Consider the following 13,569-nt stretch of genomic DNA (forward strand, 5'->3'; position numbering starts at 1 on the left):
GTCTTCATAGCTCAATTTCATAAAAATAGCACCCCAAAAGTTAGATTTTTTCTGTCTAACTTTTGGGGTGCGGTTCAATTTCCCAGTCTGTTATGCCTTTGATTCTTTCTTTAATTCTACTACTTGGTCATATTGAATATCCTCATCGATATGGTGGGCGATTCATGAACTAATGTTGATTCCCTCAACTGCCACAATCAACTTGTCCGCTGCTAACACGGATTGACCCAACTCAAAACGTGATAGCTGGGCCACTGTAAAATTTCCTCTGACGATATCCTTTTTGCTTGACCAAACGAGAACGACGAAGTTCTCGATAAAATTGACCTAACCCTACCTCTGGTCCTGTCCCCATTGTCTACCTCCTCTCAGTGAACCATCACAATATATTGTTAGATTTGTCATAATAAACATTTATATTTTTATCGATTTGCAATGTTATATTTGTGATTCATGATAATTTCAGAAGATACCACCCAGGTTCTCACCTGATTTTCATTTTTCTAACACTTCCATTTACCAAGTCCTAACTTTATGATATAATAAGGAGAATTATTTAGACTGTCGAAATCAACAACTCCAGAAAACTGAATACCAAGCAACAAATAGAAATCTATTTGGGTCTTTTTTCGTAGGTTGCAGTCAAAGCAGAAAGGAATATGTATAACATATGATTTATAAAGTTTTTTATCAAGAGTCAAAAGTGAGTCCTCGTCGCGAACAGACACGCTCACTTTACATGGAAGTTGAAGCAGAAAGCGAATTACAAGGTCGTATTATTGCGCGTGAGCTAGTAGAAAAAAAATACCCACAATACAATATCGAATTCATCGAACTTCTATCCGAAAAGCACCTCCAATATGAGAAGGAGCATGCTGATTTTAGTATTACGGAGTTCTAATCCATGTCAACAATAAATCTAAAACCCCAAGAAGTTGGCGTCTTTGCCATCGGTGGTTTGGGAGAAATCGGAAAAAATACCTATGGTATTGAATACCAAGATGAAATTTTGATTGTTGACGCAGGTATTAAATTTCCTGAAGACGATCTTTTAGGTATTGACTATGTCATCCCAGACTACTCCTATATCGTTGAAAATCTAGACCGTGTCAAAGGTCTAGTCATCACACACGGTCACGAAGATCATATTGGAGGAATTCCATTCTTACTCAAACAAGCGAACGTACCTATCTATGCTGGTCCGCTAGCACTATCTTTGATACGCGGTAAATTGGAAGAACATGGCCTGCTTCGTGATGCTACTCTCCATGAGATTAATCATAAGACAGAGCTTACCTTCAAACACTTAAAAGTTAGTTTTTTCCGGACAACTCACTCAATTCCAGAACCACTTGGAATCGTCGTAGACACACCCCAAGGTAAAATTGTCTGCACCGGTGACTTTAAATTTGACTTCACTCCCGTTGGAGAACCAGCTGACTTGCACCGTATGGCTGCGCTCGGTGAAGAGGGAGTCCTCTGTCTTTTATCCGATTCAACTAACGCAGAGGTTCCAACCTTTACTAACTCCGAAAAAGTTGTTGGTCAATCCATTATGAAATTGATTAAAGGCATTCACGGTCGTATTATCTTTGCATCATTTGCCTCTAACATTTTCCGCCTTCAACAAGCAGCCGATGCAGCAGTAAAAACAGGTCGAAAAATTGCAGTTTTTGGCCGTTCAATGGAGAAAGCAATTGTAAATGGTATTGAATTAGGCTATATAAAGGTCCCCAAAGGTACCTTTATCGAACCAAATGAAATAAAAGAATATCCAGCTAATGAAGTCTTGATTCTATGTACAGGTAGTCAAGGTGAGCCTATGGCTGCACTTTCTCGAATTGCTCATGGTACCCACAGACAAGTCCAACTTCAACCAGGTGATACTGTTATCTTCTCGTCCAGTCCTATTCCGGGAAATACCACAGGGGTTAACAAATTAATCAATATTCTGATTGAAGCAGGTGTAGATGTTATCCACGGTAAGATTAACAACATCCATACCTCTGGACACGGTGGCCAACAAGAGCAAAAACTCATGCTCCGTCTCATCAAACCAAAATACTTCATGCCTGTTCATGGCGAATACCGTATGCAAAAAATCCATGCTGGTTTAGCTGTCGATACTGGCGTTCCTAAAGAAAATATCTTCATCATGGAAAATGGTGATGTCCTTGCACTTACAAAAGATTCAGCTCGCATAGCCGGTCAATTCAACGCCCAAGACATTTACGTTGATGGCAATCGGATTGGCGAAATCGGTGCAGCTGTTCTTAAAGATAGACGCGATCTCTCTGAAGACGGTGTCGTTCTCGCTGTTGCAACAGTCGACTTCAAGTCGAAAATGATTCTTGCTGGTCCTGATATCCTTAGTCGGGGATTCATCTATATGCGTGAATCAGGAGATCTTATCCGTGAAAGTCAACGAATTCTATTTGATGCCATACGAATCGCCATGCGCAATAAGGACGCAAGCATCCAAACGGTCAATGGTGCAATTGTCAACGCCCTCCGACCATTCCTATATGAAAAAACAGAACGTGAGCCAATCATTATCCCAATGATTCTCACTCCGGATAAATAAAAAGGTCCAGTGGACCTTTTTATCTTTGAGCCCAAAATTTGAAAAGCGAAAACAAAGGTCCAGTGGACCTTTTTATCTTTGACCCCAAAATTTGAAAAGCGAAAACAAAGGTTCAATAGTAAAAAAATAGCTTTGAATAACGTCATAAGAAACGTTGATTCTAAGCTATTTTTTAATATTCAAAATTTGATCTGAATGAGAATAATTTAGTTTTTGCACATCCACATTAATACAAATCTAAATAGTTATCAATTTCCCATTGAGAAACGTAAGTTGCGTAACTTGCCCACTCAATCTTCTTAGCTTCCAAAAAATTAGTATAGATATGGTCACCCAATGCCGAACGAACAACATCATCTTCTCTCAAGGCTTTAAGAGCATTGTGAAGAGTTGATGGAAGATCTGCAATACCTGCTTCGCGACGTTCTTCATCTGACATTGCATAAATATTTGACTCTACTGGAGCAGGAGCCTCAATCTTGTGTTCGATACCATCTAATCCAACTTCCAAAAGAACTGCCATAGCCAAATATGGGTTAGCCGTTGGATCTACTGAACGCAATTCTAAGCGAGTTCCCATTCCACGTGATGCAGGTACACGAACCAATGGAGAACGGTTTTTACCTGCCCAAGCAATATAAACAGGAGCTTCAAAACCAGGTACCAAACGTTTGTATGAGTTTACTGTAGGGTTGGTAATTGCAGTGTAGTTATAAGCATGTTTAATCAAACCACCAAGGAAGTGATAAGCTGTCTCTGACAATTGCATGCCACGTGAATCTTCTGGATCAAAGAAGGCATTATTGCCGTCTTTATCAAAGAGTGACATGTTACAGTGCATACCTGAACCAGCAATTCCAAATTTAGGTTTAGCCATAAATGTAGCATACAAGCCATGTTTTCGTGCAATCGTCTTAACAACCAACTTAAAGATTTGGATATTATCACACGCTTTCAAAACATCCGCATATTTAAAGTCGATTTCATGCTGACCAACCGCTACTTCGTGGTGGCTCGCTTCAACTTCAAATCCCATTTCAGTCAAAACATTTACAATTTCACGACGAGTATTGTCCGCAAGATCTGTAGGCGCCAAGTCAAAGTAACCACCCTTATCATTCACATCAAGAGTTGGATTCCCTTGCTCATCCATTTTGAACAAGAAGAATTCTGGTTCTGGACCAAGGTTAAAGGATGAGAATCCTTCTTTTTCCATCCGACGAAGAGATTTCTTCAAGTTTCCACGAGGATCTCCCGCAAACGGTTCACCTTCAGTCGTATAAATATCACAAATCAAGCCTGCCACACGTCCATTTTCATCTCCCCAAGGAAAAATAGTCCATGTGTTTAAATCTGGATAAAGGTACATATCAGATTCATTAATACGTACAAAACCTTCAATAGACGAACCATCAAACATAACTTTATTTGATAAAACTTTTTCAACCTGCTCTTCTGTCGCAGGAATCTCTACGTTTTTCATCACTCCCATAATATCAGTGAACATGAGACGTAGAAATGTAACATTTTTCTCTTTAATATCACGTTTAATATCCGCTGTTGTGACAACCATATTTTTTTCTCCTCTTAATTAAACCTATTACGACGACCGAAAGATCGAGCTTGGACTTGAAAATCGCCCTTGTCTGCTAAATTCATCATGTAGGATACGACGCACATCCTCATCAGTTAAAGTTTTCTGTTCTGCTTGAACCTTTTCCTTTGCTTTACGATTAGCGTATTCTTTTTTAATCGCTGCAATGTTTAGGCCCTCATCCAAAAAATCTTTAATTTCAAGGAGTAAATCCATATCATTTAGAGAATACAAGCGGCGATTACCTTCGTTCCGATCAGGTTTTATCAACCCATGATCTTCATAGTAACGAATCTGACGCGCTGTTAAATCAGTCAATTTCATTACACTACCAATTGGAAAAATAGCTAAGGAACGTCGAAACTCTTTTTCTCTCATAATGAACTCCTTTCTGCACACTATTATAGGGCAGAATTCATAAACAGTCAAGAGTTGATGTCAGGTTTTGTGACATCATTCTTTATAAAATCGATTTTTTATCAAATTTACATCATAATTTACAATAACAGATATAAATACCCCGACGAAAGTTTCGAAAACTCTTTGGAGGGCGTAGAAAATCGAATCTCCTGCAGGAACTGAGAGAGCAATCATCAACATCGTAGCAACCCCGCTAATAACACCTGGAGCATTATTAAACGAAACATTCGTCATAATGGTTAGCATCGTAAAAATAGGGATGAAAATTAAGGTCACCCAAAAATTATGAGAGAATAGATCACTTAGAATAAAATAAAGCAAGGCATAAAAGCCACCTATTGAATTACTAAGGACTCGAGAAGAGCCAAAATGAACACTTTTCCCAAAATCTTCACGAAGACTGAAAACTGCTGAAAGAGCCGCAATCTGAATACCATCCCATTTTAAAAGATGAAACAATAAAATGACTAAAAATACAGCTAGACCTGATTTTAAAGTTCTCATACCCAATTTAAACTTCTGGGTATCAAATTTATATCTCTTAAACATACTTCTATTCTAACATGATTTGTTAAAAAATGATTCTAAATGCACATAATGTTATGAATCATTCGGACATCTTAGTGTAAAAATATTACCAGATACTTCAACACCACCAAAGAAAAAGAATTCCCAACTTTACAAAAAAATAAGTAGCCTATAGTTGATTTTAACACAAGACAAGAAGCCAAAAGCATTAGTAGAGCTTGAAAAGGTGAGTTTACGAAGTAATACTCAATGAAAATCAAAATCAGACTTTCTCCAAAGGTTCAGGGAACCTTTGGAGGTTGAAAATGGGCGAACGTAGTTTGTTTCGCTCTGATGCAAATCGAACTCTGTTCCCTTTATATTTCAAGGGAACAGGCTGTCAAACTCCACTGGAGTTTGACAGTCATCAAATCAAGTCAATAACGTCCGATTTTGATTTTCGAAGAGTATAAACAAAAAATGATTACACAACAAAACTTTTTCCTCCGAGCCGACACATCAGAGCGCAAATTGCATTCAAAAAAAGACCGGAGCTCAGGCCCCAGCCTCATTTCGTCGCAATTTTTTACTTGTCAGTAAGAGCTGCAAGTCCTGGAAGCACTTTACCTTCGAGGAGTTCCATAGATGCGCCACCACCAGTTGAGATCCATGAGAATTTGTCTGCATATCCAAGGTTGATAGCTGCAGCAGCTGAGTCACCACCACCGATGATTGATTTCACACCTGGTTGTTTCACGATTGCGTCCATTACACCGATTGTACCAGCTTGGAAGTCTGGGTTTTCAAACACACCCATAGGGCCGTTCCAAACAACTGTTTTTGCACCAGTCAACTCTTCGTCAAACTTAGCGATTGACTTAGGACCGATATCAAGACCAAGGAAGCCTTCTGAAATTGCTTCACCTTCAGTGTCGCGAACTTCAGTGTATCCAACAAATGCATTTGCTTCTTTTGAGTCAACTGGCAAAATCAATTTACCATTAGCTTTTTCAAGAAGCGCTTTTGCCACATCCAATTTATCTTCTTCTACAAGTGAGTTACCAATTTCAATACCTTGAGCTTTGTAGAATGTGTAAGTCATACCACCACCGATAATAACTTTGTCTGCTTTTTCAAGAAGGTTCTCGATAACACCGATCTTATCAGATACTTTTGAACCACCAAGGATTGCCACAAATGGACGCTCTGGATTTTCAACTGCTTCTTGGATGTATGCAATTTCGTTTTCCAAAAGGAAACCTGCTACTGCTTTTTCTACGTTTGCTGAGATACCAACGTTTGATGCGTGTGCACGGTGTGCAGTACCAAATGCATCATTAACGAAGATACCATCACCAAGTGAAGCCCAGTATTTACCAAGCTCTTCGTCGTTTTTAGATTCTTTCTTACCATCAACGTCTTCGAAACGAGTGTTTTCAACAAGGAGAACTTGTCCATCTTCCAAAGCATTGATAGCCGCTTCCAATTCAGCACCACGAGTAGCACCAGCTATGAAAGCAACTTCTTGACCCAATTTAGCCGCCAAGTCAGCTGCTACAGGAGCCAATGATTTACCTTCTTTATCTGCTTCTTCTTTCACACGACCAAGGTGAGAGAAAAGAATGGCACGTCCACCTTGCTCAAGAATATACTTGATTGTTGGAAGAGCAGCAGTAATTCGGTTGTCGTTAGTGATAACGCCATCTTTCAAAGGAACATTAAAATCAACACGGACAAGAACTTTTTTGCCCTTCAATTCAACGTCTTTAACTGTCAATTTAGCCATTAGTTAGACTCCTTAAAATTTTTTATCTTACTAATTATAGCACATTATTCATTAAATGCCTATTAAAATCTCACTTATTGTGATATTTGTAACAATGATTCCGGTCGTAGCTGAGTATCTACCCGAGCGATACCCAATTAAAAATTAACTTCATCCGGATTGCTCTGGCTGTTCACGCCATCTATTCCATCGAGTCGGAGTATGTCCTCTTCCGATAATTCAAAATCAAAAATATGCAAGTTTGCTTCAATATTTGCAGGAGTTACTGATTTTGGCAATGGCAAGAAACCTTTTTGCAAAGACCAACGAAGTGCAATTTGTGCAATAGATTTACCATACTTTTCAGCTACTTCTTGTGCAACAGGGTTCCCAAATATACTTCCTGTTCCAAGTGGACTGTAAGCCTCTAACAAAATTTGGTGTTGACGACAAAAATCAACTAGCTCAGTTTGAGGGCAGCCAGGAGCTAACAGAACTTGATTGATTTGAGGTTTCGTTTCAGCGGTTTCAAATAATGCCTCTAAGTGATGAACCATAAAGTTTGATACCCCAATTGCACGCGTCTTCCCTTCTTTATAGGCCTCTTCTAAAGCATTCCAGACACTCGCATTACGTTTTTTCCATGCATCATTTTCACGCAATTCTACAGGATTTGGCCAATGAATAAGAAGTAAATCTACATAGTCTAGACCTAACTTAGATAAGGATTCATCAATTGATGCCTTTGCAGATTCATAATCCTGCTTATCATTCCAAATCTTAGTCGTTACAAAGATTTCTTTCCGGTCCAACTTGCTATCTGCAATAGCTCGTCCCACACCCACTTCATTGCGATAAATCTGAGCTGTATCGACATGAACATAACCAACTTGCAGGGCATGACTAACACTCTGATATACAACTTCCCCTTCAGGAATTTGCCATGTACCGAAACCAATCTTTGGAACTTCTACTCCATTGACTAATGTATATTTTTCCATCTTTCTTTCCTCACTTAATAAAATTTTTCCATAGGGATAAATGAATCACGCACAATTGCCTCAACATCTTCAACAGTTAAGGGCACAAATACATTCCCTCCCAGTTTCCCATGTAGAACTGCTTGTTCACTCATCACTCTTACCAATTCTTGCGTCGGAATTCCGACATCTGATAATTTCATTGGAATTTCTAATTCATTTTCAAAAAACGAATACGTCTTAGAAATAGCCTGTCTGGACAGTTCTTCCTCTGTTCCTTCAACTAATCCCCACACATTTCGTGCATAAGCTGCAAATTTTGCATGAGTTGTCGGATCTGTATCCACGCAAAACTTCATCCATCTTGGGGTTAGAATTGCAAGACCAATTCCGTGTGTAATATCGTAATAGGCTGACAATTCATGTTCAATTGCATGGCAGGTCCAACCGCCTAATCGACCTCCAGCCACCAAACCATTTAGGGCCAAGGTAGAACTCCAAAGTAAATTTGCACGAGCAGTATAGTTTTCTGGGTCAGCTATTGCGACCGGACCATGCTTGATAATTGTTTTCAACAAGCCTTCTGCAATACTATCTTGAACGTCTACTCCATCTGTTCGATTGAAATATTGTTCAAACAGATGGCTCATCATATCAGCAGCACCAGCAGCAGTTTGCCATTTTGATACGGTGTATGTTAAAGTTGGGTCTAAAAACGATGCCTTTGGAATCAACTCCCAGCCACCTGTACCAAGTTTTTCGTTTGTAACCATATTGGAAATAACAGCACCCCTATTCATTTCTGTTCCTGTTGCTGCCAGTGTCAAAATATCAACAATAGGGATTGCCTTTCCTATCAAGCTACTATCCTTTACTAAATCCCACGCATCGCCATCATAAAACGCTCCCGCAGCCATGACTTTACTCGCATCAACAACGGATCCCCCGCCTACAGCTAAAATTACTTCGATACCGTTTTTTCGAATAAGATCTACACCTGTTCGGACAGAATCAATTCTAGGATTTGGCTCAATACCTGCTAATTCAATAAAAGTAAAACCATGCTCATTTAGTAAAGTTAGTACACGGTTATACAATCCTGAACGTTTAATTGACCCTCCACCATAAACCAAAAGAACATTTTTTCCGTAGGTTCCTAATACTTCTGGTAATTCCGTCAAACGGTCACGACCAAAACGAATATCTGTAGGAATCTGTAATCGAAAATTATTCATTTCTTTTCCTTTCTACTCATCCTTATTGTATGCATTTCGTATACCTCAAAAGTATATTACAGCGAATCTTTTCCAAGATTCAACTGCTAACTATATGATAAGTATATCACGTCTCATTCGAAAATTGGATTTTCAGAAATGGAATCGCAAAAAAAGAGGCCGAAGCCTCTTTGATTTTCACTAAGGATTATTTAGCGATTTTTGCGAAGTACTCAAGAGTACGAACAAGTTGTGAAGTGTAAGACATTTCGTTATCGTACCAAGAAACAACTTTAACCAATTGTTTACCATCTACATCAAGAACTTTAGTTTGAGTTGCGTCAAACAATGAACCGAATGAGATACCTACGATATCTGAAGAAACGATTTGATCTTCAGTGTAACCATATGATTCGTTAGAAGCAGCTTTCATAGCAGCATTTACTTCGTCAACAGTTACATTTTTCTCAAGAACAGCAACCAATTCAGTTACAGAACCTGTTGGAGTAGGTACGCGTTGTGCAGCACCGTCCAATTTACCGTTCAATTCTGGGATTACCAAGCCGATAGCTTTAGCAGCACCAGTTGAGTTAGGAACGATGTTAGCAGCACCAGCACGAGCACGACGAAGGTCACCACCACGGTGTGGACCGTCAAGGATCATTTGGTCACCAGTGTAAGCGTGGATAGTTGTCATCAAACCTTCAACAATACCGAAGTTATCTTGAAGTGCTTTAGCCATTGGAGCCAAACAGTTTGTAGTACATGAAGCACCTGAGATAACTGTTTCAGTACCATCAAGAATGTCATGGTTAGTGTTGAAAACGATTGTTTTAACATCGTTACCACCAGGAGCAGTGATAACAACTTTTTTCGCACCATTTTCGTGGATGTGTTGTTCAGCTTTTTCTTTAGAAGCAAAGAAACCAGTAGCTTCAAGAACGATTTCTACACCATCAGCAGCCCAGTCAATGTTAGCTGGTTCGCGTTCAGCAGAAACTTTAACGAATTTGCCGTTAACTTCAAAACCACCATCTTTAACTTCAACAGTACCGTCGAAACGACCTTGAGTTGTGTCATATTTCAACAAGTGTGCAAGCATAGTTGGGTCTGTAAGGTCATTGATACGCGTAACTTCAACACCTTCAACATTTTGGATACGACGGAATGCAAGACGGCCAATACGACCAAAACCGTTAATACCAACTTTAACTACCATTTATGATTTCCTCCTTATGAAAATCGAGTTATATTTTTTAAAAGGCAAGCCTTTTAATCCTATTGTGAAAATTGTAACTTGTAGACTTACAAGAAAGTTTTCAACGTGATTATTATATAACTATTTGACGAAAATTGCAAGTATTTGCCACCTCTATCTTGCAAGCTATTTATGAAAATTTTAATGAAAAAATGAAAAAGGCAGCCGAAGCTGCCTGGGTTAGCAATTATGCATTGCGGCCGTTTTTCTTAATAATTTCATCTTGTACAGATTTTGGTACATCTTCGTAGTGGTCAAATACCATCATGAACGTACCGCGACCTTGTGTTGCTGAACGAAGAACAGTTGCGTAACCAAACATTTCAGCAAGTGGTACATAAGCACGAACGATTTGTGTGTTACCACGAGCTTCCATACCATCGACGCGACCACGACGTGCAGTAACGTGACCCATAACGTCACCTAGGTTTTCTTCAGGTGCAGTGATTGTTACAAGCATCATTGGCTCGAGAATAGTTGGTTGAGCTGATTTAGCCGCTTCTTTAAGGGCAAGAGATGCTGCCACTTTGAAGGCTGTTTCAGATGAGTCGACATCGTGGTATGAACCATCGTAAAGCTTAGCTTTAACGTCAACAATTGGGTAACCAGCAAGAACACCGTTAGCCATAGATTCTACGAGACCTTTTTCAACCGCTGGGATGAATTCACGTGGAACCACACCACCGACGATAGCGTTCTCGAACTCGAAACCTTTACCTTCTTCGTTTGGTGTGAATTCGATCCAAACGTCACCGAATTGACCTTTACCACCAGACTGGCGTTTGAAGAAACCACGAGCTCGTGTAGGAGCGCGGAATGTTTCACGGTATGATACTTGAGGAGCACCTACGTTTGCTTCAACCTTGAATTCACGACGCATACGGTCAACAAGGACATCCAAGTGCAACTCACCCATACCAGAGATAACTGTTTCACCAGTTTCAACGTTTGTTTCAACGCGGAATGTTGGATCTTCTTCAGCCAATTTAGAAAGGGCAATACCCATCTTGTCTTGATCAGCTTTAGATTTAGGCTCAACCATCAATTGGATAACTGGTTCTGGAACGTGGATTGACTCAAGGATGATTTTTGCTTTTTCATCTGTCAATGAGTCACCAGTTGTAGTATCTTTCAAACCAACCGCAGCGGCGATGTCACCTGCATAAACAGTTTCAATCTCTTGACGGCTGTTTGCGTGCATTTGAAGGATACGTCCGATACGCTCACGTTTACCTTTAGAAGTGTTCAATACGTATGAACCGCTGTTAAGAACACCTGAGTATACACGGAAGAATGTCAAACGACCTACGAATGGGTCAGTCATGATCTTGAAAGCAAGAGCTGCAAATGGCTCTTCATCTGATGCATGACGTTCTTCTTCAGCATCTGTATCTGGGTTAACACCTTTAATAGCAGGGATGTCAAGTGGGCTTGGAAGGTAGTCGATAACCGCATCAAGCATCAACTGAACGCCTTTGTTTTTGAAAGCTGAACCACACAATACTGGGAAGAATTCAACGTTGATAGTTGCTTTACGGATAGCAGCTTTCAATTCTTCGTTTGTAATTTCTTCACCTTCAAGGTATTTCATCGTTAATTCTTCGTCAGTTTCAGCAACTGCTTCAATCAATTTTTCACGGTATTCTTCAGCTTGCTCAAGGTATTCAGCTGGAATATCTTCTTCAAGAATATCTGTACCAAGGTCGTTAGTATAGATTTCAGCTTTCATCTTGATCAAGTCAATGATACCACGGAACTCATCTTCAGAACCGATTGGCAATTGGATTGGGTGAGCATTTGCTTGAAGACGCTCATGAAGTGTGCTTACTGAGTAAAGGAAGTCCGCACCGATTTTATCCATTTTGTTCGCAAATACGATACGTGGAACACCATATTCAGTTGCTTGACGCCATACTGTTTCAGTTTGTGGCTCAACACCTGATTGTGAGTCAAGAACGGTTACCGCACCATCAAGAACGCGAAGTGAACGTTGTACTTCGATTGTGAAGTCCACGTGTCCTGGTGTGTCGATGATGTTTACACGGTGGTTTTTCCATTGAGCTGTTGTTGCAGCAGATGTGATAGTTATACCACGTTCTTGCTCTTGCTCCATCCAGTCCATTTGTGATGCACCTTCGTGAGTTTCACCAATTTTGTGGATTTTACCAGTGTAGTAAAGAATACGCTCAGTTGTCGTCGTTTTACCCGCGTCAACGTGCGCCATGATACCGATATTACGAGTTTTTTCCAATGAAAATTCGCGTGCCATGAGGTTTGTTCTCCTATATTTTATAATTCTATTTTGATTATACCATATTTTAAGAAAAGCGGGTGGGTAAATCCCACCCGCTTAATTTCTTACTAATGGTGTTAAATGGCTGAGGCAAGCCTCAATCCGATTTGTGATGATTGAACGAAAAGTTGGTACCATAATCACAATCACAATTGATTTATGTAGAACTGACTTAACGTCCTCGTATCTTAATTAGTTGAGTTCGGACTAAAAATTCTGGAAAAAAGATAAATCTTCCTTGGACCTTAAGGTGCATCGTCTGATTTCCTATTGTTCCTTGAATTTTCTTAACGTCCTCACATCCTATATTAGTTGAATTTTAGCTACAAATGTCTAACAAAAAGAGACACAATCGTTTTGGCTTTAGCCAACTACAAGTGTGGCTACCTTTAGGTGTAAAATCTCCTAGAAACTGAAGTTTCTTCGTCGGTTTTCCTATTTTGGCTAGCATTTGCTTAACGCTAAAATATCCTATCTTACCAGCGGAAGTGTGCGAATGCGCGGTTTGCTTCTGCCATTTTGTGAGTATCTTCACGTTTCTTAACAGATGCACCAGTGTTGTTTGCTGCATCCATGATTTCTTTCGCAAGGCGATCGATCATAGTGTGCTCACCACGGTTACGAGCGATTGTTACCAACCAACGAAGACCAAGTGTTGTACGACGCTCCGGACGAACTTCAACTGGGACTTGGTAGTTAGAACCACCGACACGACGTGCACGTACTTCAAGTACAGGCATGATGTTTTCCATTGCTGTTTCAAATACTTCAAGTGCATCATTGCCAGTTGCTTCTTTGATTTGATCAAAGGCACCATAAACGATTGATGCAGCAGTACCACGTTTACCGTCCAACATAACACGGTTAATCAAACGAGTTACCAATTTTGAGTTATACAATGGATCTGGCAATACTTCGCGCTTAGGCGCTTGATTTTTACGACTCATTTATATT

The 13,569-nt window shown here is 39.8% G+C and carries 12 protein-coding genes; 2 read left to right on the forward strand and 10 right to left on the reverse strand.

All coding sequences use genetic code 11. The annotated features are described in order from the left end of the window. Positions 1 to 232 precede the first annotated feature (232 nt). Positions 233 to 355: a hypothetical protein gene (locus ACPC57_RS06215; protein ID WP_318150612.1), complete on the reverse strand. Its 123-nt coding sequence runs from the start codon at positions 353 to 355 to the stop codon at positions 233 to 235. 315 nt (positions 356 to 670) lie between these two features. Between ACPC57_RS06215 and ACPC57_RS06220 the strand changes: the two genes are divergently transcribed. Both ACPC57_RS06220 and rnjA read left to right on the forward strand, forming a co-directional pair. After that, positions 671 to 901 (forward strand): RNA polymerase epsilon subunit, encoded by a 231-nt coding sequence (locus tag ACPC57_RS06220; protein ID WP_105126479.1) that lies wholly within the window; start codon positions 671 to 673, stop codon positions 899 to 901. A 3-nt stretch (positions 902 to 904) separates the two neighbouring features. Beyond that, on the forward strand, positions 905 to 2,584 hold the full coding sequence (gene rnjA / locus ACPC57_RS06225) for a ribonuclease J1 (protein ID WP_274504324.1): 1,680 nt from the start codon (positions 905 to 907) through the stop codon (positions 2,582 to 2,584). Between the two features lie 226 nt (positions 2,585 to 2,810). On the opposite strand, the gene glnA is transcribed toward rnjA, so the two are convergent. The 9 genes from glnA to rpsG form a co-directional block, all read right to left on the reverse strand. Continuing rightward, a complete protein-coding gene (gene glnA, locus ACPC57_RS06230) occupies positions 2,811 to 4,157 on the reverse strand; it encodes a type I glutamate--ammonia ligase (RefSeq protein WP_434065695.1) in 1,347 nt (448 codons plus the stop codon). Between the two features lie 27 nt (positions 4,158 to 4,184). Then, a complete protein-coding gene (locus ACPC57_RS06235) occupies positions 4,185 to 4,556 on the reverse strand; it encodes a MerR family transcriptional regulator (protein ID WP_024392055.1) in 372 nt (123 codons plus the stop codon). 75 nt (positions 4,557 to 4,631) lie between these two features. After that, positions 4,632 to 5,147 carry an FUSC family protein gene (locus ACPC57_RS06240; protein WP_217374312.1) on the reverse strand — a complete coding sequence of 172 codons (516 nt, stop codon included), beginning with the start codon at positions 5,145 to 5,147 and terminating at the stop codon, positions 4,632 to 4,634. 544 nt (positions 5,148 to 5,691) lie between these two features. Continuing rightward, positions 5,692 to 6,891 carry a phosphoglycerate kinase gene (locus ACPC57_RS06245; protein ID WP_418126808.1) on the reverse strand — a complete coding sequence of 400 codons (1,200 nt, stop codon included), beginning with the start codon at positions 6,889 to 6,891 and terminating at the stop codon, positions 5,692 to 5,694. Positions 6,892 to 7,028: 137 nt separating this feature from the next. After that, positions 7,029 to 7,871, reverse strand: a complete 843-nt coding sequence (locus ACPC57_RS06250) for an aldo/keto reductase (protein ID WP_434066521.1) — start codon at positions 7,869 to 7,871, stop codon at positions 7,029 to 7,031. Between the two features lie 14 nt (positions 7,872 to 7,885). After that, positions 7,886 to 9,085 (reverse strand): iron-containing alcohol dehydrogenase, encoded by a 1,200-nt coding sequence (locus ACPC57_RS06255; RefSeq protein ID WP_434066522.1) that lies wholly within the window; start codon positions 9,083 to 9,085, stop codon positions 7,886 to 7,888. Positions 9,086 to 9,272: 187 nt separating this feature from the next. After that, positions 9,273 to 10,283, reverse strand: a complete 1,011-nt coding sequence (gap, locus tag ACPC57_RS06260) for a type I glyceraldehyde-3-phosphate dehydrogenase (RefSeq protein WP_277845161.1) — start codon at positions 10,281 to 10,283, stop codon at positions 9,273 to 9,275. A gap of 226 nt (positions 10,284 to 10,509) precedes the next feature. After that, the gene (fusA, locus tag ACPC57_RS06265) at positions 10,510 to 12,591 is read right to left on the reverse strand and encodes an elongation factor G (RefSeq protein ID WP_434065693.1); all 2,082 of its coding nucleotides are present in this window, start codon (positions 12,589 to 12,591) and stop codon (positions 10,510 to 10,512) included. A gap of 500 nt (positions 12,592 to 13,091) precedes the next feature. Continuing rightward, on the reverse strand, positions 13,092 to 13,562 hold the full coding sequence (gene rpsG, locus ACPC57_RS06270; RefSeq protein WP_105182784.1) for a 30S ribosomal protein S7: 471 nt from the start codon (positions 13,560 to 13,562) through the stop codon (positions 13,092 to 13,094). Positions 13,563 to 13,569: the final 7 nt, after the last annotated feature.

This window comes from Streptococcus sp. VTCC 12886, assembly GCF_049893425.1.
In the GTDB taxonomy this organism is placed as follows: domain Bacteria; phylum Bacillota; class Bacilli; order Lactobacillales; family Streptococcaceae; genus Streptococcus; species Streptococcus suis_AA.

Excerpts from the sequence above, each read along its gene's own strand:
- ACPC57_RS06215 (WP_318150612.1), bottom strand. The coding sequence starts at position 355 with ATGGGGACAGGACCAGAGGTAGGGTTAGGTCAATTTTATCGAGAACTT.
- ACPC57_RS06220 (WP_105126479.1), top strand. The coding sequence starts at position 671 with ATGATTTATAAAGTTTTTTATCAAGAGTCAAAAGTGAGTCCTCGTCGC.
- rnjA (WP_274504324.1), top strand. The coding sequence starts at position 905 with ATGTCAACAATAAATCTAAAACCCCAAGAAGTTGGCGTCTTTGCCATC.
- glnA (WP_434065695.1), bottom strand. The coding sequence starts at position 4,157 with ATGGTTGTCACAACAGCGGATATTAAACGTGATATTAAAGAGAAAAAT.
- ACPC57_RS06235 (WP_024392055.1), bottom strand. The coding sequence starts at position 4,556 with ATGAGAGAAAAAGAGTTTCGACGTTCCTTAGCTATTTTTCCAATTGGT.
- ACPC57_RS06240 (WP_217374312.1), bottom strand. The coding sequence starts at position 5,147 with ATGTTTAAGAGATATAAATTTGATACCCAGAAGTTTAAATTGGGTATG.
- ACPC57_RS06245 (WP_418126808.1), bottom strand. The coding sequence starts at position 6,891 with ATGGCTAAATTGACAGTTAAAGACGTTGAATTGAAGGGCAAAAAAGTT.
- ACPC57_RS06250 (WP_434066521.1), bottom strand. The coding sequence starts at position 7,871 with ATGGAAAAATATACATTAGTCAATGGAGTAGAAGTTCCAAAGATTGGT.
- ACPC57_RS06255 (WP_434066522.1), bottom strand. The coding sequence starts at position 9,085 with ATGAATAATTTTCGATTACAGATTCCTACAGATATTCGTTTTGGTCGT.
- gap (WP_277845161.1), bottom strand. The coding sequence starts at position 10,283 with ATGGTAGTTAAAGTTGGTATTAACGGTTTTGGTCGTATTGGCCGTCTT.
- fusA (WP_434065693.1), bottom strand. The coding sequence starts at position 12,591 with ATGGCACGCGAATTTTCATTGGAAAAAACTCGTAATATCGGTATCATG.
- rpsG (WP_105182784.1), bottom strand. The coding sequence starts at position 13,562 with ATGAGTCGTAAAAATCAAGCGCCTAAGCGCGAAGTATTGCCAGATCCA.